Annotated in this window: 16 protein-coding genes and 1 tRNA gene; 13 read left to right on the top strand and 4 right to left on the bottom strand. The window is 70.6% G+C overall.

Annotation, left to right across the window (positions count from 1 at the left end; genetic code table 11):
* Nucleotides 1–13 precede the first annotated feature (13 nt).
* The gene (locus PWS46_RS00185) at nt 14–280 is read right to left on the bottom strand and encodes a hypothetical protein (RefSeq protein ID WP_434616448.1); all 267 of its coding nucleotides are present in this window, start codon (nt 278–280) and stop codon (nt 14–16) included.
* Nucleotides 281–1974: 1694 nt separating this feature from the next.
* Between PWS46_RS00185 and PWS46_RS00180 the strand changes: the two genes are divergently transcribed.
* The 4 genes from PWS46_RS00180 (at nt 1975) to PWS46_RS00165 (ending at nt 11871) form a co-directional block, all read left to right on the top strand.
* Nucleotides 1975–4788: a S8 family serine peptidase gene (locus tag PWS46_RS00180; protein ID WP_434616445.1), complete on the top strand. Its 2814-nt coding sequence runs from the start codon at nt 1975–1977 to the stop codon at nt 4786–4788.
* Between the two features lie 9 nt (nt 4789–4797).
* A complete protein-coding gene (locus tag PWS46_RS00175; protein ID WP_434616442.1) occupies nt 4798–6807 on the top strand; it encodes a trypsin-like serine peptidase in 2010 nt (669 codons plus the stop codon).
* Nucleotides 6807–10040 carry a hypothetical protein gene (locus PWS46_RS00170; RefSeq protein WP_434616439.1) on the top strand — a complete coding sequence of 1078 codons (3234 nt, stop codon included), beginning with the start codon at nt 6807–6809 and terminating at the stop codon, nt 10038–10040. The genes PWS46_RS00175 and PWS46_RS00170 overlap by 1 nt, the downstream gene beginning before the upstream one ends.
* A gap of 172 nt (nt 10041–10212) precedes the next feature.
* The gene (locus PWS46_RS00165; RefSeq protein WP_434616436.1) at nt 10213–11871 is read left to right on the top strand and encodes an ISL3 family transposase; all 1659 of its coding nucleotides are present in this window, start codon (nt 10213–10215) and stop codon (nt 11869–11871) included.
* Between the two features lie 211 nt (nt 11872–12082).
* On the opposite strand, the gene PWS46_RS00160 is transcribed toward PWS46_RS00165, so the two are convergent.
* Nucleotides 12083–12173 (bottom strand) — tRNA-Ser (locus tag PWS46_RS00160).
* An 80-nt stretch (nt 12174–12253) separates the two neighbouring features.
* On the bottom strand, nt 12254–13063 hold the full coding sequence (locus PWS46_RS00155; RefSeq protein ID WP_434616434.1) for an alpha/beta hydrolase: 810 nt from the start codon (nt 13061–13063) through the stop codon (nt 12254–12256).
* A gap of 116 nt (nt 13064–13179) precedes the next feature.
* Here PWS46_RS00155 and PWS46_RS00150 point away from each other — a divergent pair, with 116 nt between their 5' ends.
* Nucleotides 13180–14430, top strand: coding sequence for a glycosyltransferase family 4 protein (locus tag PWS46_RS00150; protein WP_434616431.1), 1251 nt, complete (start codon nt 13180–13182; stop codon nt 14428–14430).
* 73 nt (nt 14431–14503) lie between these two features.
* Complete coding sequence (locus tag PWS46_RS00145) at nt 14504–15382, top strand: TIGR01459 family HAD-type hydrolase (protein ID WP_434616428.1); 879 nt, start codon at nt 14504–14506, stop codon at nt 15380–15382.
* 46 nt (nt 15383–15428) lie between these two features.
* Here PWS46_RS00145 and PWS46_RS00140 read toward each other — a convergent pair whose 3' ends face one another.
* Nucleotides 15429–15746, bottom strand: a complete 318-nt coding sequence (locus PWS46_RS00140) for a ribbon-helix-helix domain-containing protein (protein ID WP_434616425.1) — start codon at nt 15744–15746, stop codon at nt 15429–15431.
* Between the two features lie 238 nt (nt 15747–15984).
* Here PWS46_RS00140 and PWS46_RS00135 point away from each other — a divergent pair, with 238 nt between their 5' ends.
* From PWS46_RS00135 to tssM, 7 genes are all read left to right on the top strand, one after another.
* The gene (locus PWS46_RS00135; RefSeq protein ID WP_434616422.1) at nt 15985–17172 is read left to right on the top strand and encodes a hypothetical protein; all 1188 of its coding nucleotides are present in this window, start codon (nt 15985–15987) and stop codon (nt 17170–17172) included.
* 12 nt (nt 17173–17184) lie between these two features.
* The gene (locus PWS46_RS00130; RefSeq protein WP_434616419.1) at nt 17185–18219 is read left to right on the top strand and encodes an SH3 domain-containing protein; all 1035 of its coding nucleotides are present in this window, start codon (nt 17185–17187) and stop codon (nt 18217–18219) included.
* 266 nt (nt 18220–18485) lie between these two features.
* The gene (locus tag PWS46_RS00125) at nt 18486–18755 is read left to right on the top strand and encodes a hypothetical protein (protein ID WP_085087355.1); all 270 of its coding nucleotides are present in this window, start codon (nt 18486–18488) and stop codon (nt 18753–18755) included.
* A gap of 153 nt (nt 18756–18908) precedes the next feature.
* Entirely contained in the window at nt 18909–20099 is a 1191-nt protein-coding gene (locus PWS46_RS00120) for an NAD(P)/FAD-dependent oxidoreductase (RefSeq protein ID WP_434620027.1), read from the top strand.
* 176 nt (nt 20100–20275) lie between these two features.
* A complete protein-coding gene (locus PWS46_RS00115; protein ID WP_434616416.1) occupies nt 20276–22663 on the top strand; it encodes a transglycosylase domain-containing protein in 2388 nt (795 codons plus the stop codon).
* Nucleotides 22664–22757: 94 nt separating this feature from the next.
* Nucleotides 22758–24002 (top strand): type IVB secretion system protein IcmH/DotU, encoded by a 1245-nt coding sequence (gene icmH, locus PWS46_RS00110; RefSeq protein ID WP_434616413.1) that lies wholly within the window; start codon nt 22758–22760, stop codon nt 24000–24002.
* Nucleotides 24003–24012: 10 nt separating this feature from the next.
* Nucleotides 24013–26112, top strand: coding sequence for a type VI secretion system membrane subunit TssM (gene tssM / locus PWS46_RS00105; RefSeq protein WP_434616410.1), 2100 nt, complete (start codon nt 24013–24015; stop codon nt 26110–26112).
* The last annotated feature ends 7 nt before the right edge of the window (nt 26113–26119 follow it).

Raw genomic sequence — 26119 nt, 5'->3', positions numbered from 1 at the left:
GCCGTGTTCGGTGTCACGCCCGCTGGGACACGAGGCCGACGGTGACCCTGGTTCCGACACCGGCGAGCAGCGCCTGCACCATGTCTACCGTGCTCCGCCAATTCGATCGGCCGGCCCACAGCACCAGCACCCCGGCGCCGGCGATCACCACGAGCACCAAAAGATTGGTCATCCCGTCGAGCTTGTGCTGGAAGTGCACAAGGTCGCTCAGCGGCGCGCCCGCGCCCGGCCCCTGGAGCAGACCGGACAGGTCGAGCGTCAGCTTGATGCCGGCGTCCACCAGAGGCGGCACCGCTGGCGACCAGCTGCCGGATCCCCGCCAGATCCTCCCAGCCGTCGGCCAGGTCGGCGCCGGGGAACAGGCTCCGCAACGCCGGGGAAACCTCCGCCAGCCTCTGGTCCGCTGTCCGGGCCGCTTCGACGAGAGGCTCGACTTGGCGCACCGCGTCCCGGAGCGCCGCCGCCGCGGCCAGCGCCTGCGACGCCGCGGTGTCGGGGAGCGGCTCACCCAGCGCCAGCGCTTGCACCTGGGCGAGAAGCCCGGCGCGCCGGTGCGCGATCACGGGCGCGGCCGGGCTGCCGGCGGGGACGCCGGCGGCGGCGGCCGCACCAAGGGCCAGCAAGCGCAAATCGTGGGCGGCAAGGTCTATGGCCCCCGCCGTGTCCAGCCGGGTCCTGCGGTCGAGGTCCCGCAACTGGCGAATGAGCTCCGCGACCGCCCCCTTCAAGGACGGCAGCGTGACCACCCGGCCAAGAGCGTGGGCGCGCTCGCCGCGCTCGGCAATCGCGATCAGCGCGTCGATGATCCGCCGCCCCCGCGACCGCCAATGGTCCACCACCGCGCCCAGGCACGCCCCCACCGCGACAACCAGACCGGCAAGCCAGTCCGGCGCGCGGACACTCACGTCCATGGTGCGCAGGAACTGTCCGCCTCCCGGCCCCGTGACGGCAACATCGACCTTGTAGGTCCCGGCACCGTACGAGGCGGGGAACTCCAGCGTATTGGTGCAGCCGGAGGCGGCCGGGACCATGCCCGAGCAGCCGCGGCTCGTCACCGACGGCAAAGCGGTCGCACCGGCGCTCAACATGTCGTTCCCATGCACAGCGTTCACGCGCAAGACGCGGGCACCGCTCACCCACAGCGGATCGCTCGTGGCGTTCTGGCCCATGAGGGTGATCAAGTGCGGGTCCGCCCCGAACGGACCGAGCGATGCCGGAAGCACGACCGGCTTCGGCTCCAGCAGGAAGTCACTCGGCACGTCGGCGAATTCCCGCCGCACCATCAGAACGAACCGCTCGGCGCGCGTACCCTCGTCCGCGAGAACTTCGATGCCCGTTGTCCATTCGCCTTTCTCAGGGACCATGCCGCGCGCCTCCCATGTGGCGACCTCCCCGGGGCCAAGCAGGAAGAGTGCGGCGGGATCCGCTGTGGCGGCCCGGCCATCCTGACTCCAGACGGCCGGGCTGGTCCGGGCCGACGCGGCGTGGTGAAAACTCGTATCCGCCTTGAGCCGGACCGCCGTGCTGGACGACGGGTTGCGCAACCGCAGCGTAACGCGGCCCTCGTCCACGCGGGTAGTTGCTGACCCGGACGCCGCCGGCAGGTTGGCGACGACGACCAAGGCGTGGGCCGGGGTACCCGAGACGGAGCCCAGCGCCGGGAGGGAGCAAACCGCCAGCAGGCACGCGCGCGCGCCACGCGACCTCCGGCCGGCACAAGTTGCCATCACCATCGCCACATCTCCGCTCATCGTGCGAGCTTTACGGCGCATTCTTTGATTATTACGCGCGTTTGGTACTGTTCGGCAAGTATTACTTGTGCATACCCGGGTATGCGCCTCCAAACAAGAGTTTGATGACGCACGCCACAATGAAAGATCGATAGTTGCAGGAGGCTTATACTGATTTTATTCTGTCGCACGGCAAGCCGGCGCGCCTCGCGACCCGGATGGAGACGGACAAAGGGGGAGTAAGATGAGGCTGGATCTGTTGGAGGCAGCCGCCGCGGCTGGACAGCACCCCCAAGACAATCGTCTTGAGCAAGGGATTCTCCGGTTTTCCCTGGAGTATCGGACGCCCCCGGATGAAGACACCGAGCGCGCCCGGATCGCCACGCTGCTGAACGGGTCCGGCTTTGCCTTCTATCGCTTGCCGCCCGGGGACGACCCGCACATCTTCATTCTCGACTTCAAGGGCGTGGGCCGGGCGCAGTCGTCCGAATACCTGTTCGAACAGGCACACCAGTTGGCCGAAGCCCTCGATCTGGCGTCGTGCACGCCGGACGTGGATCCCGTTTGGCACGACGCCGTGGAGGGCGACCTTCCCGCGCCGGAGTCCGTGCGAACGGCCGTCGCGAAGCTGTGCACCTCCACCGCCCCAGCCCCCGCTGATCTCCACTGGGCGGTGAAGGCCGTCCGTGCGGACGCAGCGTGGGAGGAATTTGGGACCCGTGGGGACGGCATTCGCATCGGCCAGCCCGACACCGGTGTGACCAACCACCCCGAGTTGGCTGGGGCGGTTGACCTCGACCGCGGAATCGACGTGATCGCGGGCGAAGGACCGCCGCACGACCCCTTGAGCCCACACATGTCGTCGCCCGGGCACGGCACCGCCACATCGGGGTGCGTCGCCAGCCGGTCGGCCGGGGTCATCGTCGGGTGCGCCCCCGCGGCGAGCGTGGTGCCCATCCGCTGCATCGACAACGTGGTGATCGGCAGCGGGGCCGCCGTCGCGGCGGCCATCGACCATGCCCGACGGGAGGACTGCCACGTCATCAGTCTGAGCCTCGGGGGGGCCATCGAGTTCCGCGACCTCAAACGCGCCATCCAGCGCGCAGTGGAGGCCGGCATGATCGTGCTGGCGGCCGCGGGCAACTGCGTGCGCCTAGTGGTTTACCCCGCCTGGGACGAGAACGTCATCGCCGTGGCGGGGGTGGACGTTGACCACAAGCCGTGGAAGGGCACGTCGCGGGGCGGCAAGGTGGACATCGCCGCCCCGGCGGAAAACGTGCCCGTCGCGCGGCGCAGCAGCCCCCAGCCAAGCGATCCCGCCCTGGTTGAACCGGGACAGGGCACCTCCTTCGCCACGGCGCTCACGGCGGGGTGCGCCGCCCTGTGGCTGGCCCGGCACACGGTGGACGCCGTACGGAGCGAGGCAGCGGCCCGCAAGGTCACCGTGCAGGCGCTTTTCCGTGCCGCGCTCCGCCAGACCGCGTCCCACCCGGACGGCTGGGACTCGGCCGCCATGGGGGCCGGCGTGGTGGACGCCGCAAGCCTGCTGCGCCTGCCCTTGCCAGCGATCGACCTGCCCACCGCCCCGTCGGTATCGGCGCACCCCGCTTGGGACACGCTGGAGGCCGGTGTCCCGGGGCCGCGCTTCGCGGCCGAGGCGGGCCATCTGGCGTTCGATAAGGCGCTACGCACGGATCCGACCCGAGCCCCAGCCCTCGAGTCGGCGCTGGCCCCCCGCCCGTCGCGCGCCCTCTCCGAGGCGCTGCGCCGGGCAGGCCGCTCCCCCGGGGCCATCGCGGCGCCGATGATCCTGACAACGCCGGTCCCGCCGGACATCGCACCGATCTCGGCGCTTCGGGTGATTGCAGCCCGGCGGCCCGGCAGCGCGGAGAGCGCCGGCGCGATCACGGAGGACCAGGCGCGCAGCGTCCTGCAGGGCGCCGGCAAGCAGGCCATTCTCGAAACCGCGCACAAGGCGCTCAGCTCGCCTGCCGGCGGGCCAGCTGCCGCGTCCGACATCGCGGCGCTTCGGCAGCAGGTGCTCGGCGCGATGCCGGACGTTCTCGATGGCTTCGCCTCCGGCGTGCGCTCGGCCAGGGCGTTTAAGGGTATCAAGCGCGTTGCCGCGGAGGCGTTGATCAAGCTGACGGGGCGCCCGGCTCTGCGGGTTGGCGACGACGACTTCATCAAGATCAACGACCCGCGCGCGGCGAGCTGGGTTCCCGACCTGGTCCCGCGTCGTCGCGCGATCAAGCGGATCATCGCGTCCACGGGGCGGATCGATGTGGTGCTCGACGGCACCTCGTATCACGTCGGCACCGGAACCGTCGTCGGGCCGGGGCTGGTGATGACGAACCGCCACGTGATCGACGCCTTCGCCGAACCCCTGCCCCGGCCGGGTGGAGGGCATGACTTCGTCCTAAAGGGGCCGGTGACGATCAATTTTACCCCCGCCGGGACGGGCTCGGAGCAATCCTTCGCGGTGGACAAGGTGCTCACCGCGGGCCCCGACCGGGTCGGCGCCATGGCCGACGTGCGCAAGCTCGACATGGCCATCCTGGCGGTCGGCACGACCAGCGCGGGCGGAACGCCGCTCCCCAAGCCGGTCGATCTGGCCGCGCTGCCGGACAACGCGGGCGCGCCGGGCAAGGTGCTCGTCGTCGGCTATCCGGCAAAGCCGGTCTACACCGCGGGCATCGACCCCGACACCGGCGAACAGTCGATGGAGATGTGGGACCGGCTGTGGGACCTGTACGGCGACGACTATGGCGTCAAGTACATCAGCCCCGGTGAAGTGGAGTGGCAGACCGGACGTCTGGACGGAGACGACCGCGGCTGGGCCTTCGGCCACGACGCGACGACGCTGCAGGGAAACTCGGGATCGTGCGTCGTGGCGCTCGCCGGGGACGGCAACATCGTCTGCGGGCTGCATTTCGGCGGTGCCCCGAAACGCGTCAACCTGGCGCACGCGCTGACGGCTGTGCGCACGGTCGCGACGAGCAAGGCCGGACTGATCGACCCGGACGTGATGAAGTCCCTCAATTGGATGGAAGGCTGACGCGCCGCCATGACCGCTACACCGGAGGAGTTCCTCCACACCCTGGAAACGGCGCGACGCGTTGCCGAACTGGTCACCGTGCCCCGGCTGCTGTTCCAGCAGGTCTTCGACGACTATGTGGCGGGGTTTCGCGATCCCGACGCACCGCGCAGCTTCATGCACGCCGTCATCACGACCTTGCAGCGCGCCCAACTGGCGGGGATCAACGTCCAGCCGGCGGATCCCACGGAAGCCATTGCGCTGGCGCTCGCCGCGCTGGGGTCGGACGAGGCGATCGTGCGGGCCGGGTTCGTGGCGGCGGCCAATCAGGCGCTGAACATGGCAGGCCCCGCGCCGGCCGGCACCGCGCGAGGCACGATCACGCCCCAGAGGCTGACGACCGTGTTCTCGACGGTGCGGCCGGAGAAGCTGACGGACATCAACGCCACGCTCACCGACCCCGATGCCCTGGTGCCCGCGATCCTTCTGGCCAGGAAGCGCTTGTGCAAGGTGGTCGCGAAGAGGAAAGGAACGACACAGACCGGCACCGGACTCCTCATCGGTCCATCCGCGGTCCTGACGAACCACCATGTGGTCGACCAGCTTTCCCCCACGCTGCAGCGCGCGTTGGGGGAAAGCCTCCACGTCGAATTCGATTTCTCGCGCACAAGCGGCCTGCGCGCCGACCAGCCAAGCATCGTGCCGGCGAACGACACCTGGTGTCTCGGCCACAGCCCCATGGGCGAGGTCGAGCCCGACGCCGCGGGTGACCAGTGGTGGATGGACGACGCCGTTCGGCAGGCCTGGACCGCCTCGCTGGCCACCGCGCTGGACTACGCCGTGATCAACCTGCGGGGCACACCGGGCTACCAGCGCGGCTGGTACAAGCTGCCCGAGCAGGAGGATTGGTTGGGCGGCTCCTGCTGGGTGTTGCATCACCCCCTCGGGGACGGACGGTCCATCACCGGCGGCACCTTTCAGTTCGACGGCGACGAGGGCGCGGCGCACGTCTTTCACAGCGCCACGACCCTGACGGGATCCTCGGGAGGCTTGGTCCTGGACGACCGGGGCCGGCCCGTCGCCCTGCACCACCTCGGCATCGGCGCAATCCCCACGGGCGCGGACATCAAGACCCTGAAGGTGCCCGTGGACATCGTCAACGTCGCCGTCCGCCTCTCGTCCATCGCGGCGTCGCTCAAGCCCCAGATCGGGGAGATCGTCGGGAAGGCCAACCGCTATGTGGCGAACGGCTGCATCGACCACCGGCGTCCCGTGTTCGGACGCAGCAAGCTTCTCGACGATTTGAACGAACTCGTGAAGCAACCGACACCGGGGTCCACCATCGGCGCCAAGCAGGTGCTCGTGGTCCAGCCGCCGGGCGGGGGGCCACGCCGAAAGGTCGGCAAGAGCTTTACAGTCGAGATCCTGAAACACTCGTTCCCGGCCCCCGACAACGTTTACGTGCAATTCAGCGCCGACACAGTGCCGGTTGGGGCCAAGGCCATGGCCGCGCGGATTCTGGACGCCCTGGCGCCGTCCGCGTCGCACAACATGCCCGAGCCCACCACCACCGAAACGGCCTACGCCCGCCAGCTCGTCGCCTTCCTCAACGAGACGCTCGCCGGGCAGTTTCGGGGCAAGCGGATCTGGCTAGTCCTCGACGACCTCGACGTCCACCCGCTGACGGACGCCGGCGGCAAGGAGTTCCTCGACGTGCTGTACCAGCACATCCGAAGCGTTCCGCAGATGCGGATCGTCCTCATTGGCCTGACCGCGTCGCTTGGGCACATCCCCAAGGACGCCTGCCTCGAGTGTCCCATCGACGAGAGCGACCTGCTCAGCATGGAGAGTCTGTTCAAGGCTTGGCTGCTCACCCGGGGCCTCAACCGAAAGCCGCTCGACGGTGAGGTCGCGACCTTGATCGCGAAGGCGCTCGCCTCCTTCGCCGGACAGCAAGACCCCCTTCCAAGCCTTGCGGAGTTCACCGCCAAGCACCTCGACGAGGCTTTGGAGTCCTACTTCGGACAGGAAACGCTCTGATGCCGTCGGCCTATTTGGACACGCTCACGCTTCTCGCCGCGGTGTCGGGGCGTTTCGACCCGCTTGCGCTCCTGGACAAGGCCCCGGAACCGGAACGCAGCCGGCTCGCCGGCGCTCTCGCCGAGCTGTGCGACGAGGACCTTTCCAGCGGCGCCTACCGCTGGATCCTGAAGCCGGCTGTCCGCCGCGCAGCCTTGAGCCGGCTCACCATGGGCGACCTGCTCGCCCCGATCATCGCCGCCGCACCGCCTCTGGATGAGGGCGACCTGTTCGGGACGATGCTGCGCGAGACGCTGCGCGGCAAGAGCAGCCGGCTGGGCGCGGTTCCAGCCAAGGAAGGCAAGATCGGCGACCCGCGCCACCAACGGGAGGACGAGGCCCGCTACGCCGCCAGCCAGTTCGCGCGCTTTACGCCCGCCGTCGCGCAAGAGCGGGTGACGGTGGAACTGGGCGAGGTTGCGTCGCGCATCAGCATGCGACAGCGCCTGGCGAGCCTGGCCATGGTGCTGCCGGACAGGCTCTTCGGACGCATGGCGCTGACCCGCCGGCTCAGACGGCACGTCCTTGGCGACGCGGCCACCGCGCAGCCGCTTCTGGTCAGCGGCGACGGCGGCTTCGGCAAGTCGGCGTTGCTGGCCGACCTGGTGCGACGGTGGATGTGCAGCACCAAGCCGCCGTTCGTCGTGCTTCTGGATTTCGACCGGCCAACGCTGGCCGGCGGGCGTCTGGTCGATATCATGCGCGAGGTCCTGCGGCAGCTTGCCGCGGAGTATCTGCGGGCGGGCCACGCACCGTCGGACATGCACACGCGGGCCGCCGACGGCCTGGAGGCCCTTCGATCCACGCTCCGCGACCGCTTCGACCAGCGGACCGCGACGGACAGTGTCCACGCCGATAAGGAGCTTGGCCTTCTGCAACAGCTGATTTTCATTCAGATCGGGTCCTTCGTACCCTCGCCCCTGCGCAGCGAGCCCATCGCCCTGGTCATGGACAGTTTCGAGACGGTGGGCAACCTTGGGCCCGAGACGGTGTCGGCGATCTTCGAGCTCGAGGAGCAGCTCCGTCAGCCGTGGGTGTTTCCGGGCCTGCGCAGCGTGGTGAGCGGCCGTGGTGTCCCCTTGCCGGAGGCGCCGGCCGTGGCACGGTTCGGCTCCAAGAAGCGGTGGGTCAAGGTCGGCCCCCTGACGCCCGGACCGGCCGCGGCGCTGCTTGAGCAGCGCGACCGCACCCACAATCCCGCCGCGCCGCGGTTTCCCCAGCAGGACCAGCGCCTGCGCGCCGCGAAGGCCATGCGTGGGCATCCCCTGGCCCTGATCGTGCTGGAGCGGTTCGCGCGCCAACGGTCGCACAGAGAGATCGAGGACTTGCTGGGAGACATCGAGGCGGATCCGGATTTTTCCGCGGAATTCGCCCAGAGTTTTCTTTACAGCCGAATCCTCGACCGGATTGCGGATGAGAACATCCAGAAGCTCGCCCATCCCGGTCTCATCCTGCGCCGGGTCTCGGCCGACCTGATCCGGACTGTGTTGGCGGAGCCCTGCCTCGGCCGCCGCGTCACGCCCGAGGAGGCCAAAGGGCTCTGGGAGGCCCTCTCGTTGCATTACTGGCTGGTGGAACCGACCGGCGAAGACGGCGTGCTCCGCCACCGTCCGGACCTGCGTCGCCTGATGCTGCGCCAATTGTTTGCCGGGCCCCGGGCCACGGACAGCGAGGACTCGAAAAGGCGCAAGGACGAGCTCAGGCACGCGGCACAGCAAGTCAGCGTGGCCGCCCGGCGCTTCTACAGCGAGGAGCCGGATGGCGCGGCCTTGCCGTTCTGGACCCGCCTGACGCCTGCCCAGCGGCGCGTCGAGGCGATGTATCACCACGCTCTGACCGGCGGCGAGATCCCGGATCCGTTTCCCAACGACCTCGCCCTTGCCATGCGGGCCCTGCTCGGCGACGACATGAACGACCTGCCCGTGGCGTGGCGCGGCACGATCAAGGCGACTCTCGGCGATGTCGAGCGCCTCTCCGACAGCGAGTTGCAGAGCCTGACTGGCACCCTGCGCAACCGCGCGTTTTCGGCATTGTCGAGGCGGAACCTAAGCCGGGGCTTCTCCACCGCCGCAGCCCAGCAGGATGCCCAGGAAGTGGCGGTTCCATCGGAAGCCGTCCCGCCACCGGCACAGCGCCTGGGCTCGCCATCGAGCATAGACCTCGACCGGCTTGACCGGCAGGTTCTCTCCGCCTTCGATGTGATCGATTTCGACACGGTGCGCCACGCCGGCTCCATCCTGCTCCGCAGCTTTGCTGAGGAGGGCCGAACGGCAGAAGACACCGCAAGGAAAGTCGCGGATGGCCGGCTTTGGGAAACCGGATTGTGGAAGGCTGCGCTCTGCTGGGGCATTCAACCGTGGGCTCGCCAAACCCGGTCCCTGGCCAGCCAGTTGAAGAAGAGAAAGTCTATGGGGTGGCATTCGGACGGCCACCCAACCTACTTTCTCATCGCGTCGTTGCTGGCGGGTGTGGACGTTGGCCGACGCACCGACCTGCACCTCTTAGACTGGCTGCCCCATCGCAACCTCCAGTCGCTCGATTCCATTCGTGCGTTCGCGGGGCTGCTCAGCGCGGACCGGGCCGTGATCACGCGATGGGAGAGGCGCGCCCATTTCACACCCAGCGGGCTGTCTCTTGCCGGCGCCTGGGTCAAGGAGGCTGCCGAGGAGTTGAGCAGCAACGCGCCGCGGCGGAACATCTTCGGGATTTACAGCGAGGAACTGCGCACGTTTTTCATGGATCTGTGTTCCGGCAACGGCTTTACGATGGCGTCCCTTGAGTACGCCTACCGCACCGGCGGCACCATGAGCGCCGAGTCACCTGACGGCGCCCCCTTGACGATGGCCGAAACGAAACAGCTTCTCTCGATCCTCCGGGGCCTGACGCCGGAGTTGTATGCGCCCCTGGCAGGATGCATTGCCGGATCCAGGGACATCGCCCGCGCGTTGACGGATCACCTCCGCAACACCTCCACGTTCTGGCCCGAAGATCTGCGGTTCGGCGCATCGCCCGCTGGAGCTTGGGAAAGGGATTATTCCAAGCACAGCGACTACAGCATCGTTGAGACCGCTGATCGCTGCGGCGTGCTCGGAACGCTGTGCGAATTTTTGGCAGAACATGATCCCAGGGTGTCAGCGTTGGGTGACCTTGTGAACCTCATCTCGAAGCGTCTGTTTGGACCCAAAAAAACCTAGCGGTCACCCGACGGCATTTCGACCGGCTGTGTTTCAGCGAGCAAGGTTGGGCCCTTCCAAGTTTTGTGTGACCAAGCGGAGGTTGAGTAGGAAGCTCTGAACATCCCATGGAAGACGCAAGCTCTTTCGCGGGCCAGGGAGGCCATATGGAAGGAAAGAACCCTCCTTCATCATGGTTGTACCCTTGAACATCTCTCTGTCGTCGATCGGCTTTCTGCCCAATCTTCAAGTCCTGGATCAGATCGATCATAGCTTCTATCGGATCACCGTACGTGCACAGCCGGCTGCAGCGTCGGTGTCCTGCACCGGCTGCGGCACACCCTCACGCCGCGTTCACGGCGCCTACTGGCGCAGCCTTGGTGATGTGGCGTGCTTCGGACGCCCCACCGTGCTGCTGATCCGCGTCCGGCGCTTCCGCTGCTCCAATGCCACGTGTCCGCGCCGCACCTTTGCCGAACCCTTGCCCGGCGTCGCCCGCCCGCGGGCGCGCCAGACCGACCGGCTGCGGGCCGTGCACCAGAACATTGGTCTGGCGCTCGGCGGCAACCCAGGGTCCCGTCATGCCAGGGCCATGGGCGTGCCGATCAGCCGGACGACGCTGGGGCACAGGGTGCGCGTCGGCATCGCCATGGCGGTCGCTCCAGTGACGGTTCTCGGGGTGGATGATTGGGCTTGGCGCAAGGGTCACCGGTACGGAACGATCCTGTGCGACCTCGAGCGCCGGCGCGTCATCGACCTGCTGCCCGACCGCAGCGCCGACACACTGGCAACGTGGTTGGCAGCCCACCCCAGCGTCACCGTCGTCGTGCGCGACCGCGCCGGCGCCTATGCCGAGGGGACGGCGCGTCGGGCGCCGGACGCCCTCCAGATCACCGACAGATGGCATCTGCTGTGCTACGCCAGCGATGCCCTTCGCTCTGTTCTGGAGCACCATCATCGTGACCTCCGAGCCGCCGCTCGGATGGCGAGCGCGCCATCGGAGCCGCCGGGGGAGATGAGTGAAGCTCCCCAGCCGGTCGCCGCCGAACCGGAGCGGCGGCTCCGTAGCACAGAACGGCGGGCGCAAGCGGCTCAGGAGCGCCGTGACGCCCGCTATGCGGAAGCGGTTCGCTTGCGCGACCAGGGCCTGTCCACCCGGGCGATTGCCCGGTCGCTCGGTGTCGAGCGCAAAACGGTGCGCCGTTGGCTGCGCGCCGGCCATGCCCCGACTTGGCAGCATGCCGACCGCGGCACCAGCATCCTCAATCCGTACCATGGTTATCTGGAGGATCGCTGGCAGGCGGGTTGCCGGAACGCCGCAGCGCTGTGGCGGGAAATTCAGGAGCGCGGGTTTTCCGGACAGTACAGCGTCGTGCGGGATTGGGGAACCCGGCGCCGGCGGCAGGATCCGCCCGCCGAACCGAGGGGGACCTCCGATAAGCCGGTGTCGGCGAAGCAGTCCGAGCCTCCGACACCCCGGCGTGCGGTGCGGCTCCTGGCCGGCGATCCCGACAGGTTGACCGACGAGGACCGCCGCTTTGTCCAGGCGTTGAGGGAGCGCTCGCCGGCGATCGCGACGGCCGCCGATCTCATCACCCGCTTCTGCGAGATAGTGAAGGGCAAGGTGCCTGACCCATTCGATGGCTGGTTGCGCGAGGCAGAGGTCAGCGCGCTGTCACCGTTCGCTGCCGGGATCCGCCGCGACGAGGATGCGGTGCGCGCCGCCCTGAGCGAGCCGTGGAGCAGCGGGCAGGTCGAGGGCCAAGTCAACCGGCTGAAGGCGATCAAGCGCGCGATGTATGGCCGGGCTGGCTTCGATCTGCTGCGCGCTCGGGTCCTCAGTCACGCCTGACGCGAACATCAAATAGTGAAACACGCTCCGGTCATCCACACAAAACTTGGAAGAGCGCAGCGTTCGATTCTGTTGACAACCCTGCAACCACACCGCGATGAATGCGCGTCACGGCGCGGACTTGCGTTGGCACACAGGTTCGGTACACACTGGCTTCGGACACTGTTCCCGCCGCCAGCGGAAGGGGCCAGATAGCTGGCCCTAAGATATATGGCGGAGGGAGAGGGATTCGAACCCTCGATACGCTTTTGACGTATACACACTTTCCAGGCGTGCGCCTTCAACCGCTCGGCCACCCCTCCGTAGAGGCCCGCGTTATAGCCAGAGGTTCGCGGCTATGCAAGCCTCCGTTTCACGCAAACGACGTTTTTTTGATAGCACGCTAAACCGCGCCACTCTCACCAACCAACTCATCCACCAGGGCGCCGACGGTGCGGCACAGCAGGTCCAGATCCTGGGGACGGGACAGGCGGTGGTCGCCGTCCTTCACCAGCGTGACGCGGACGTCGTCGCCGGTCAGCGCCTCGGCGATGCGCAGACTGAGCTGCCAGGGAACATCCGGGTCGCGCTGGCCGTGCAGCAGGCGGACGGGACCGCCGAAGGCGATGGGGCCGCGCAGCAGAAGGTGGTTGCGGCCGTCCTCGATCAGGGCGCGGGTGATCGGCTGGGGTTCGGGGCCGTATTCCGACGGGCGGTTCCAGACGCCCTCCTCCATGATCTGCCGGCGGACGTCGGCATCGAAGATGTCCCACATCAGGTCTTCGGTGAAGTCGGGGGCAGGGGCGATGCCGACCAGCCCGGCCACCCGCTCCGGCCGGCGCGTTGCCGCCAGCAGCATCATCCAGCCGCCCATCGAGGACCCGACCAGGATCTGCGGCCCCGTCGTCACCCGGTCCAGCACCGCCAGCGCGTCGTCGGCCCACAAACCGATTGTGCCGTCGGCGAACCGACCGCTGGAGGCGCCATGGCCTTGATAGTCGAAGCGGGTGAAGGACAGGCCGCGCTCCACCGCCCAGGCTTCCAGCGCCGTCGCCTTGCCGCCGGTCATGTCGGACATGAAGCCGCCCAGGAAGATCACGCCCGGCTTGCCCTGTCCGGACGGGCCGGCAGGGGTGTGGTGATAGGCTATGGTCGCGGCACCGCGCGTTAGGCTATGGTGCGCGCCGCCCGGACGGGCTGCGGTTTCGGTCATACGGTCACCTTCGACAAACGGACACCGGCACGCGGTCGGGCACCGGGCTCGACGGCGATCCGGCATGCCGGGGCCCGCGGCCGGTTCCGGGCCGCCCCTTGCGAACAGCCGGCATCATGGATTTCGACCCCCACCTTACCACCGACCAGTCCCCGCGCAACGCGGACGCCCATCAGGACGCGCCTGTCCCCAACTGGCCCGAGCACTGGCCGGGCGGCCGGGCGCCGACGGTGCTGCAGGTGGTGCCGACGCTGGTCACCGGCGGGGCGGAGCGCGGCTGCATCGACATGGCGCTCGCCCTGCAGGCCGCCGGCGGCAGGCCGCTGGTGGCCTCGGAAGGCGGACCGATGGTGCGCGAACTGGACCGCGCCCGCATCACCCACCTGACGCTGCCGCTGGCCTCCAAGAACCCGCTGGTCATCCGCCGCAACGCCCGCCGGCTGGCCGCCATCATCCGCGAGCACAAGGTGGACATCGTCCACGCCCGCTCCCGCGCGCCGGCCTGGAGCGCGTGGCTGGCCTGCCGGGAGACCGGCGCCCGCTACATGACCACCTTCCACGCCCCCTACAATTTCGGTACGGGTGCGGTCGGCGGCCGTCTGAAGCGCTGGTACAACTCGGTGATGGCGCGGGGCGAGCGGGTGATCGCCATCTCCGGCTTCATCCGCGACCATGTGCTGGGCAACTACCCGGTCGATCCGGCGCGGGTGCGCGTCATCCACCGCGGCATCGACCGCAGCGTCTTCGCCCCCGACCGGGTCAGCCCGGCGCGGCTGGTGACGCTCGCCAAGCAATGGAACCTGCCGGACGACCGGCCGGTGATCCTGCTGCCCGGCCGGCTGACCCGCTGGAAGGGGCAGACCGTGCTGATCGACGCGCTGGCCAGGCTGGGGCGCAAGGACGTGCTGGCCCTGCTGGTCGGGTCCGACCAGGGCCGCACGGGCTACCGCGAGGAGTTGGAGAACCGCATCGCCAATGCCGGCCTGCGCGGCGTGGTGCGGATGACCGACCATTGCAGCGACATGGCCGCGGCCTACCTGTTGTCGACGGTGGTCGTCTCCGCCTCGCGCGAGCCGGAGGCCTTCGGGCGGGTGATCGTCGAGGCGCAGGCGATGGGCAAGCCGGTGATCGTCTCGGCCATCGGCGCCTATCAGGAGACCGTCGTCCCCGGCGAAACCGCCTGGGTGGTGCCGCCGGACGATCCCGAGGCGTTGGCCCGGGCGCTGGACGAGGCGCTGTCGCTGACCCCGGAGCAGCGCGAGGCCATCGGCGCCCGCGCCGTCGCCTTCGTCGCCGACCGCTACACCAAGGACCGCATGTGCGCCGACACGCTGGCGGTCTATGCGGAGTTGCTGCAACCGCGCTGAGATCGGCTTGTCGATGCAACCCGATCCCCGACCCATCCATCACCAACCTCCCCCATCAAACCGACCGGACACCATGGCCGACATCCGACAGATTTCCGGCATCGCCGACGTCATCGACCGTTATGACGGGTTCATCCTGGACCTGTGGGGCGTGCTGCATGACGGCGAACGGCCCTATCCCGGCGTGCCCGACTGCCTGGACCGCATGCGCGCCGCCGGCAAGACGATCTGCCTGCTGTCCAACGCGCCGCGCCGCACCACCGGTGTGATCGAGAAGCTGGACGGCATGGGGCTGGGGCGCGAGCGCTACAACCATGTCATGACCTCGGGCGAGGCGACGTACGAGGCGCTGCGCGACCGCGACGATCCCTGGCACGGGGCGCTTGGCCGCCGGCTCTACCACATCGGGCCGGATCGGGACACCGACGTCTATGACGGGCTCGGCTATCAGGTTGCCGCTACGCCCGATCAAGCGGATTTCGTCGTCAACACCGGCATCGTCACTTTCGGTGAGACGGTGGCGGATTATCAGCCGCAGCTGGACGCCTGCCTCGCCGCCGGCCTGCCGATGATCTGCGCCAACCCCGATCTGGTGGTGATGGTCGGGCCGATGCTGGTGATCTGCGCCGGCACGCTGGCCGCCCGCTACGAGGAGATGGGCGGCGACGTGCGCTGGCACGGCAAGCCCCATGCCCCGGTTTACGAGCGCTGCTTCAAACTGCTGGGGATCGACGACGGCAGCCGCATCCTGGCGGTGGGCGACAGCCTGCGCACCGATGTCGCCGGCGCCAACGCCGCCGGGATCGACGTGGCGCTGGTCACCGCCGGCATCCATCAGGAAGAGCTGGGGGGCGCCGCCTGGGGGGCCGCGGTCGATCCGGTCAATCTGCGCGCTCTGGCCGATGCGTCGGGGCACATGCCCACCTACGCGGTGCCCAGCCTGCGCTGGTAACTCTTCTAGACGGGAGCGCAGGGGTCACTCGGCCCGCGTTCCCGTCTCACTCCAGCGGGACGGCGTCGTCCATCGCCTTGTGGAGCAGGGGCGACTGGCCGTCTTCGGCAAAGCCGCGGTTGCCGATCGCGGTGCGGTAATAGCTGACGATGAAGACGCGGATGGAGGCGGTCAGATTGGCCTCGCCCCGCCGTTCGTCGATCTGGCTGCAGATTTCGTTCAGCGTCAGCCGTTCACGCTCGCAGATTTCCTTCAGCGAATCCCAGATGTACGGCTCCATCCTCAGGCTGGTGCGGCGACCGCTGACCTTGACGTTGCGGCAGAGCAGCCCCGGTCCTTCCCTCCCCCTGCCCGTGCCCCCCATCGGAAACCCCGTTCCCCATTCGTTGCGCGCCAATACATCCATTTGTGTGAACATATTGCAAGTGGCGTGTGCCGTCCAAGCTCAATTCGACCCATGGCTGCGGATCGGCGCGACAATCGAGCGCAGGCGGGTATTGCACCCAACCGCAGATCGGCAGATTGCGGGGAAAAGCCGCTTCCTTTGGCCTGTACCTTCGCTATACCAGTGCCGGACGGCGGAAGAAGGGGAAGGATCGGCGATGACGCGACCGGAGAACGGACGATTCGCGGCCCGCATCGCAGCCGGGTTCGCCATGGGGCTGCTGGCTTCCTGGGCCCCCTGGATCGCCCCGGCGACACCGGCCGCCTGGGCTGCCGATGCCACCCAGCCCGCCGGATCCATCCCGGACTCCCTTCTCCGCAGCCGGATCGAGGCGCTGCTGCCGGCGCCCTGGCGCATCGAATCGCTGACCGTGGAGCCGCTTGCCGCCCCGTCCTCTCCCGAATCACCGCCCCCGGAAACCCGGCTGTCGGCGCGGGTGACCGCAACGGTGGTGCTTGGCGGCCCGACCTATCTGGTGGACAGCCGCGAAGGGCCGGTGACCTTCCTGCGTCCGGCGGCCGAAGCCGGGCTGACCAAGAGCTGGGTCGCGACGGCGCTCGCCAGCCGCGGTCCCGGCGGCTGGACCGTCGCGCTGACGCCGCAGAGCCCCGGCCTGCTCGACGGCATCGGCAAGCCGGCCGCCGAGCTGCCCGGCCGCACGGTGGTTCTCGGCACGCCGGAAGCCAAAAGCCTGCGCGAGCAGCTGGATCGCGACGCCGCGCAACGGCTGGCCGAGGACACCGAACGCCGCCGGCGCGAGGAGGAGCGGCTGGCCCAGCAGACCGCCGCGGCCAAGGCCGAGGCCGCCCGCGCGGAAACCGAACGGCGGGCGGTCGAGGCGCGCATCGCCCAGGTCGCCGACCTGCGCGGCAAGCTGGCCGGTCCCGACCGCGCCGCGCGGCTGGCCGCCTTCGAAGCGGCGTTGGGCGGCAACGACCCGGCATTGCGCCAGACGGCGATGGACGCGGCGCTGCAGAGCCGCGACCCGGTGGTCGCCAATCTCGCGCTGAAGGACTGGATCGCCCGCCACCGCGCCGTTCCGGTCCAGCTCTACGCCACCAAGGAGGATCCCAGTTCCGAGGTGGTGGTGCAGAATCTGGGGCCGATGACGCTGGAGATCGACGGCTTCAGCCCGGTCAACGGCGCGCTGGCCGGCAAGCTGGGGGCGCCCGGCTACAGCATCGCCCGGCCGTCCAGCATCGTCGGCACCCTGGCGCAGACCGAGTTGGCGGTGAACTCCTTCGGCTGCGCGCTGACGTTGCGGCTGGCCGAGCACCGGACGCTGGACGGGCTTCTGCGCTGCCAGACGCTGCCGACGCTGATCGCCCGCATCACGCTCGATTGAGGGGGGGAGGCGATGGGCCGAGTGCGGCGGAACTCCACCCTGCGGGTCGCGGCGTCCGCCCTGCTGCTGAGCGCCTGCACGGCCGGCGCGCTGGCCGAAACGCCGGCCAATCCGCCGGCCAATCCGCCGGCCGACCGGCTGACTCCGCTCCCCGCCCCCATCGTCGCCCTGCCCCGCCTGACGCCGACACAGACCCTGTCGCCGCCTCTGACCCCAGGCGTGGTCTGGGCGCATCCGCCGGAAGCGCCGGCCCCGCTGTCGCCGCCGGGCCCGCGGCCCGCCCCGGCCGGGCCCGGCGCCGACCGGGCACCGACGTCGCCCACCGCGGTGAAACCGCCCGACGCCAAACCCGCCGAACCGCCCCCGTCCGTCGCGCCGCCGCCCCTGCCGCCGCCCCTGCCGCCGGTCAAGCCGCCAAGCGACATGGCTCTCCCGCCGACCCCCACAGCGCCGCCCGAGAAACCGGCCGCCGAAAAGCCGATCACCGTGGAACCGCCCGCCAAGCCGATCCCAAAGCCCCCTGCCGCCGCTCCGGTGCGGCGCGGCGTGACGGCCACCGCCGGCATCTATCTGCGGGCGACGCCGGACGCCAACGGCCGGGTTCTCGATACGGTGGAGAAGGGCGAGCAGGTGACGGCCTTTGGCCCGCCCGTCGACGGCTGGCAGCGGGTCGGCCGGGACGGCAAGCCGCAGGGCTACGTCGCCGCCGATTATCTGGCGGACGCCGCGCCGACCCACACCGCCGCCGCGCCGCCCAAGCCCGGCCGCTATGCCAAGGCCGATCCGGAGGACCGCGGCTGCGCCCTGCCCGACGACCTGCCGGAACGGGCGCAGCGCCCCCGCCTGCCCGGCGGGACCGTCGCCCGGCTGCGGGCTGCCGCCAACCTGCGCGTCGCCCCGGTCTGCGACGCCAAGGTGCTGGACGTGTTGGACGAAGGCGAGCGGGTCACCGTGCTGGAGGCCGCCGGCGGCTGGTACAAGGTCGGGCGGAAGGGCAAGGCGCTGGGCTATGTCGGCTCCGCCCTGCTGGCGCCCCTCAGGCGCTGAACCGGCAACGCTGCGGAACCGGTACGAGGCTACCCGGAAAGACGCGGCCCGGCCCCCGTGAAGGGGCTTGTTCGGCCGTGAAAAAGGATTCTACAACAAGGGGGAGGCCGAACCATCGCGGACGACCGGAGCCCCTTCGGAAGCGAGCCGGGGCAGGCCCGCCCCGCCCGACGGTTCGACCACCCCCGCCGGCCATGCGGCGCCGGTCAGGCCGGGCGGGGGCGCGCAGCACGACCGGGACCACGACCGGAACGAGGACTCACACGATGTCGACCCAACACAAACAAGCCATGGACGCGGTCCTGCAGGCCGCCGCGCACGACATCGTCGCCACCCTTCAGGAGCGGGACGTCGCCGACCGCCACAGCGAGGAGGGGGACCTCGTCGTCCTCGACGTCGCCATCCTGCACGCCTACCGCATCTTCATGCGCATCTGCGAGGAGAACGGCCTGGACGTCGACGCCGGCTATTTCGCCGACCTCGCCGCCGATCTGGCCGAGGAAGTGTCGCAGGACCAGGACGACTACGAGGACTGACCCTGCGGCTCGCCCCCGGGTCCTGAGATCGAGACGAGAATGCCCCCGCCCTTCCCCGCGCTGCATGGGAACGGCGGGGGCAATTCCTTTTTGTGAAAGCCCACATCCGTGCCCCATCCCACCCCTGACGCAGCGCCGGACGTGGCGATAGACGTGGCGATTGTCGGCGCCGGCCCCGCCGGGTTGATGGCGGCGGAGATCGCCGCGGCCGCCGGCCTGCGGGTCGCCGTGTTCGACCACACACCGACCCCGGCGCGCAAGCTGCTGCTGGCCGGGCGCGGCGGGCTGAACCTGACCCATTCGGAACCGCTCGACCGCTTCCTGCCCCGCTATGGCGCCGCCGAGCCGCTGTTCCGCCGCCTGCTGGCCGGCTTCTCGCCGGACGATTTGCGCGGCTGGGCGGCCGGGCTGGGCATCGAGACCTTCGTCGGCAGCAGCGGCCGTGTCTTCCCGGTGCAGATGAAGGCCTCCACCCTGGTGCGGGCCTGGCTGCGGCGGCTGGACGGGCTGGGCGTCACCCTGCACAGCCGCCACCGCTGGACCGGCTGGGACGACAGCGGCGCCCTCGCCTTCCGTCATAATGAAGAGACCGTCACCGTCTCCCCGCGCGCCATTCTGCTGGCGCTGGGCGGGGCGAGCTGGCCGCGCACCGGCTCCGACGGCGGCTGGGTCCCGCTGCTGGAGGGGCTGGGGGTGGAGGTGGCGCCGCTGGTGCCGTCCAACATGGGCTTCGAGGTGCCCTGGTCCGATCACCTGCGCGACCGCTTCGCCGGCCAGCCGGTGAAGAGCGTCGGCCTCTCCGCTGCCGGCCGCCGCCTGAAGGGCGAGTTCGTCATCACCGAAACCGGGATCGAGGGCGGCGCCGTCTATGCGCTGAGCGCCCCGCTGCGCGACGCCATAGCCAAGGAGGGCTGGGCGACCCTGACGCTGGACCTGCTGCCCGACATGGCCGAGGCGGAACTGGTCAAGCGCCTGCGCCGCCGCGGCGCCGAGTCGCTGTCCACCTTCCTGAAGAAGTCGCTGTCGCTGACCGGCCCGCGCGCCACCCTGCTGCGCGAATTCGCTCCCGCCGCCGACCTGACCGATCCGGTGGCGCTGGCCCGGCAGATCAAGGGGCTGTCGGTGGTGCTGACCGGCGTCCGCCCCATTGAGCGCGCGATCTCCAGCGCCGGCGGCGTCCGGCTGTCGGAACTGGACGACCGGCTGATGCTGACCCGCCGCCCCGGCCTGTTCCTGGCCGGCGAGATGCTGGACTGGGAGGCGCCGACCGGCGGCTATCTGCTGCAGGGCTGCTTCGCCATGGGCGTGGCGGCCGGCAAGGGAATGGTGGAGTGGCTGCGGTGAGTGGGGAACCCCTTCGCAATTTCGGATAGCGTCATCCTTTCGCCACGGTCGGGAGACAAATAATCGTCCGCCCGCCGCCGGTCTTCCGGCGGCGCTGATGTAGGCGTATGAGGACCGAAGCGGGAACGTTCCCCGCACTCACCGCATCGACCCGATGGGGCTTCAGCGAGCGCGCCGTGACCGCCGACCGACCCGACCACCAAAGGGACCAGAGGACGGGCCAGCTCTACGCCGGCCCCCGCCCGGTCCGCACCCGCGAGGACCCGTCGCCGCTCGACCGGCTGACGGCGGGCGAGGTCGCCCGTGCGCTGGCCGCCAAGGCATTCGGGATCGCCCGCGACCGGCTGGCCACCCTTGGCGGGAGCAAGCCGCGCCGCAGGCCGCCGCCCCCCTCCGCCGCACCGCCGCCGACGCCCTACAAGCAGCCCCGCCGGCCGCGCCGCCGCGGCCTGCCATCCTTCACGCTGCCGTCCTTCACCCTTCCAAAGATCTCCTTGCCCAAACTCAAAGCGCCCAAGCCGTCCGCGCGCCGGGCCGGCGGTTCCCAGCCGCCGCAGCCGCCGTCCCCTCCCGCCGGCCGCCCCGGCAGGGCGCCGCAGCCTCCCAGGAAGAACGGCTGGATGAGGCAGATGGTGCAGTGGGGGCTGGTCGCCGCCATCTGGTGCGGCATCGGCCTGGGCGCGGTGCTGGCCTGGTTCGCGCTCGACCTGCCGGACATCTCCAAGGTGGCGCAGTTCGAACGCCGCGCCTCGATCACCGTGCTGGCCGCCGACGGCAGCGAGTTCGCCCGCTTCGGCGACCTGCACGGCACGACGCTGAGCGTGAAGGATCTGCCGCCGCATCTGGTTGACGCCGTGCTGGCGATCGAGGACCGCCGCTTCTACAGCCATTTCGGCATCGACCCGCTGGGCCTTGCCCGCGCGATCTACGTCAACTGGCGCTCCGGCCGGGCGGTGCAGGGCGGCTCCACCATCACCCAGCAGCTCGCCAAGAACCTGTTCCTGACGCCCGAGAAGTCGCTGAAGCGCAAGATCCAGGAGGCGATGCTGGCGCTCTGGCTGGAGAGCCGCTTCACCAAGGACCAGATCCTCACCGCCTATCTGAACCGGGTCTATCTCGGCGCCGGCACCTTCGGGGTGGACGCCGCCGCCCGCACCTATTTCGGCAAGCCGGCGACCGAGGTCGACATCCGCGAATCCGCCGTCCTCGCCGGCCTGCTGAAGGCGCCGTCGCGCTACGCCCCCAGTTCCAACCCGGACGAGTCGGCGGAGCGGGCGCGGGTGGTGATGGCGGCGATGCTGGACGCCGGCTATCTCACCCAGGCGCAGTACGACGCCGCCCGCACCGCCAAGCCCTCGCCCAAGCGCAGGCCCGGCGGCGACGGCCGCTATTTCGCCGACTGGGTGACCGATCTGGTGCCGGGCTTCGCCGGTCCCGACCATGGCGACGTCATCGTCCGCACCACGCTGGACCTCAGGATGCAGCGCGCCGCCGAACAGCGGATGGAGGCACTGCTCGCCGGTCCCGGCGCCGCCGCCAACGTCCGCCAGGGCGCGCTGGTCGCCATGAGCCCCGACGGCGCCGTGCGCGCGCTGGTCGGCGGCCGCGACTACGACAGCAGCGAGTTCAACCGCGCCACCCAGGCGCTGCGCCAGCCGGGCTCGGCCTTCAAGCCCTTCGTCTATCTGGCGGCGCTGGAAGCCGGCTGGACCCCCGACAGCCTGATCGACGACGCCCCGGTCCAGCTCGGCAATTGGAGCCCCGGCAATTACGACGGCAAGTATCGCGGCAGCATCACGCTGGCTTCGGCGCTGGCCCATTCCTCCAACACCGCGACGGCGCGGCTGATCGACCGGGTCGGCACCGACCGGGTGCGGCGCATCGCGTCCGACCTCGGCATCTCCTCGCCGCTCACCCGCGACCTGTCGCTTTCGCTCGGCACCAGCGAGGTGACGCCGCTGGAACTGGTGCGCGCCTATGCCGGCATCGCCAACCGCGGCGTCCCCGTCTGGGCCTATGCCATCACCGAGATCAGGAGCCGCGACGGTGTCGTGCTCTACCGGCGCCAGGGCGGCGGCGGCGCGCCAGTGGTCGACCCGGCCCACGCGGTCCAGCTCGCCCGGATGATGAGCGGCGTGCTCGACTACGGCACCGGCCGCAGCGCCCGGCTGAACCGCCCGGCGGCGGCCAAGTCCGGCACCACCCAGGACTATCACGACGCCTGGTTCGTCGGCTTCACCGCCGATCTGGTCGCCGGCGTCTGGCTCGGCAACGACAACAACGACCCGATGAAGAAGGTCACCGGCGGCACCCTGCCGGCCAAACTGTGGCGCGAGTTCATGCTCGACGCCCATGCCGGCAAGCCCGCCCGCCCCCTCCCCGGCCTCGACGGCGCCCCCGCCTGGACCCCACCGCCCGGCAGCGTGCCGCCGAACGGCGTCCCGATGGCGTCCGCCGACGCCCAGCCGGGCGGCGCCATCGGCTCGCTGATCGAGAAGATCGCCGGCGGCTCCGGCAGCGCGCCGAAGGTGCAGCACGACTACAGCAACAGCGGGGTGCGGTAGGCTCCCTCTCCCGGGGCGGGAGAGGGCTTGACGTTCCCCCCAACGCCCCGACCCTGCTATACCTCCCACCGACTTTCCCTACGGCGGACCACACATGCAGGCGGACGAGCAACTGGACGGAGCGGACGTGCTGGCGGAGGCCGCGCCCCCGCCGGCCGCCGACACCGCAACTCCCCCTGCCCGCCCCCGTGACGCCCTCAACCCGCTGCTCAGCGTCGCCGCCCCGGTGCTGGCGCTCGCCACCTCCTTGCGCGACCGTGCCCTGAGCGATCCGCCGCGCGCCGCCGCCGCCGCGGCGCTGGAGCGGTTCGACCGCGCCGCCTCGACAGCCGGCCTCGACCCCGACGACATCCGCGCCGCCCGCATCGCGCTGGCCGCCACGCTGGACGACGTCGCCCGCGCCGCCGGCCATGGCGGGGCGGCAGTGGCCGAGCCGGGCGCCGGAGTGCGCTTCTTCGACCTGCTCGACGGCATGCTGGGCGACCCGCGCCGCCACCGCCACGCGCTGGAGCTGTTCTACGCCTGCCTGTCGCTCGGCTTCGAAGGCCGCTTCCGCGACAAGCCCGGCGGCGCCCACGACCTCGCCCGCCTGCGCGACGAGCTGTACCGCATCCTGCGCCGCGCCCGCGGCGACGTGCCGGCGGAGCTGTCTCCCGCCTGGACCGGGGTGGCGGAGCCGTTCCGCCCGCCCGGCAACCGGCTCGGTAACCGGCTGGGCGGCGGCTTGCCCGGCTGGCTCATCTGGGCGGCGGTGGCGCTGGGGCTGTCCGGCCTCTACGTCCATCTCGCCGGCACCCTCGACCGCCAGGCGGAGCCGGTGGCCGCCCGCATCGCCGCGCTGCTGCCCGACCGGCCGATCGAGATCGCCCGGCTGGTCCCGCCGCCGCCGCCCACCGCCGGCCCGGCCCTGATCGCCCGCATCACCGGCCGGCTCGCCCCGGAGATCCGCACCGGCTCCGTCGAGGTGCTGGCGGGGGAGGACGGCGCCCTGGTCATCCGCATCCCGGCGGCGGCGATGTTCGCCACCGGCAGCGATGCCGTGAAGGCCCGCCACCGCGCCATCGTCGAGCGGGTGGGCCAGACCCTGGCCTCCGAGTCCGGAACCGTCCTGGTGGTCGCCCACACCGACGACCAGACCCCACCGACCGGCCGCCTCGCCACCGCACAATCCCTGACCGACGCCCGCGCCGAAGCGGTGCGCAGGCTGCTGGAGCACAGCGTCTCCCCCGCCCGCCTGTCGGCCGAGGGCCATGGCGATCAGGAACCGGTCGCGCTGAACGACACGCCCGCCGGGCGCGACGCCAACCGGCGGATCGACATCCGCCTCTATCCGCAATAGGGCGCCCGCCATGGCCGATCCCCGTCCCAAGAAGGCTGGCGCCACTCCGGCGAAGAAGACCGTGGCGAAGAAGGCTGTGGCGAAGAAGTCCGGCAGGCGTCGCAAGCCCGCGGCCGCCCCCTCGCCGCACCGCTCCGCCCGCGCCCGCTGGGCAACCTCGCTGACGGGCGCGCTGGCGCTGGGGCTGGCCGGCTGGCTGCTGCTGCCGCGTCTGGCCGCCTCCGCCGCCCCCCATCTGCTGCCGACCATCCAGGCCGACTGGAGCGTCCGTCTGCTGCCGCTGGTCCTGGCTCTTGCCGTCTGGATCGCCGTCAACCGCCGCATCGACGCCCGCGAGCGCGCCGCCAACGCCCGCCTGCTGGAGGCGCTGGCCGCCGGCCGCGATCCCGAGCTGAAGGCGTCGCTGGAGGAGATCGGCACGGTGCGCAGGCGCCTCGACGCCGTGCTGGCCCAGCTGCGCAAGCGCCGCGGCGGGCGCTACCTATACCAACTGCCCTGGTATCTGGTGATCGGCGCGCCCGGTTCGGGCAAGACGACGGCGCTGGCCAACACCGGCCTCGCCACCCCGCTGCTCAACGGCACCGTCACCGGGCCGCTGGCCGGTCTGGCCGGCACCCGCAACTGCGACTGGTGGTTCACCGACCGCGCCGTGCTGATCGACACCGCCGGCCGCTACACCACACAGGACAGCCGGCGCGCGGTGGACGGCCGGGTGTGGTCCGGCCTGCTCGACCTCCTGAAGGAGCATCGCCCGCGCCAGCCCGCCAACGGCGTCCTCCTGACCATCAGCATCCCCGAGCTGACCGGCTGGACCGATGCCGAGCGCCGCAACCACGCCATCCTGATCCGCCAGCGCCTGAACGAGCTGCGGGTGCAGCTGGGCGTCCGCCTGCCGGTCTATCTGCTGCTGACCAAGGCCGACCTGCTGGACGGCTTCACCACCTTCTTCGACCCGCTGGACCGCGAGGCGCGCAGCCAGGTCTGGGGCCTGACCCTGCCTGCCGAAGACCCCATCGCCCGACCGGAATCCGCCAGCCCGCTGCCGCTCTTCCGCGACCTCTATGCCGGTCTGGTGCGGCGGCTGGACGAGCGGCTGCTCGACCGGCTGCACCAGGAACCCGACCTCCGCCGCCGCAGCGACGCCTTCTCCCTGCCGCTGCGGGTGGCGGAGCTGGAGCCGGCGCTGGCCGACATCGTCGACACCGTCTTCGGCTCCGAACATGGCGAGGAGACACCGCGCCTGCGCGGCCTCTACCTGACCAGCGCCACCCAGACCGGCGGCCCGCTCGGCCTGCTGGAGCCGGAGGCCGACGGCCCGGCCTCCACCTATTTCCTCGACCGGCTGCTGCCCGACCTCGTCTTTCCCGAAGCCAACCTCGCCCAGGTCGACCGCGCGGTGGAGCGCGCCCGCCGCCGCCGCAATGCGCTGTCAGCATCCGCCGCCCTGCTGCTGAGCGCCGCGCTCGGCGGCTGGTGGCTGGTCAGCGCGCGCGGCAACGCCGCGCTGCTGGAGCGTGCCGATGCCGGCGCCGCAGCGGTGGAGGCGGCTCTGCGCCCGCTCGATACGCCGCCGCGCGCGCTGAGCCGCGTGGACGATGCCGACCCGGCGGCGATCCTGCCGGCGCTGGACGCCCTGCGCGCCCTGCCGCACGCCTTCGACGAGGCGCAGAATTGGGCCGATCCCGCGCTGGCCGGCGGCCTCTACCAGGGCGCCCGCATCGCCGTCCCGGCGCGGGTGGCCTATGCCCGCGCCCTGCGCAGCCAGTTCCTCGCCCGCCTCGCCCTCAGGCTGGAGGAGCGGCTGCGCGCCGACTGGGCCTTGCCCGACCAGCTGCGCCGGACCCTGCGGCTTTATCACATGGTCGGCGGAACCGAACCGATGGATGCCGGCGCGCTGGCGGAATGGCTGGCGCTCGACTGGCAGCGCACGCTTCCCGGCCCGGCCAACGAGGCGGCGCGCCGCGCCCTCGGCGACCATCTGGCCGCCCTGTTCGCCGTCGGCTTCGCCCCGGTCCCGCCCGACGAGGCGCTGGTCGCCCGCGTGCGCGAAGTTCTGGCCGAATCGGCTCCCCAGCAACCAACGCCACCCGACCGGGCCGCCCTGCCATGATGGGATC

This window comes from Azospirillum sp. B2RO_4, from assembly GCF_051124815.1.
Classification (GTDB): Bacteria; Pseudomonadota; Alphaproteobacteria; order Azospirillales; family Azospirillaceae; genus Azospirillum.
The sequence above is the reverse complement of the archived record's forward strand: the minus strand, read 5'-3'. Positions and strand labels throughout refer to the sequence as shown.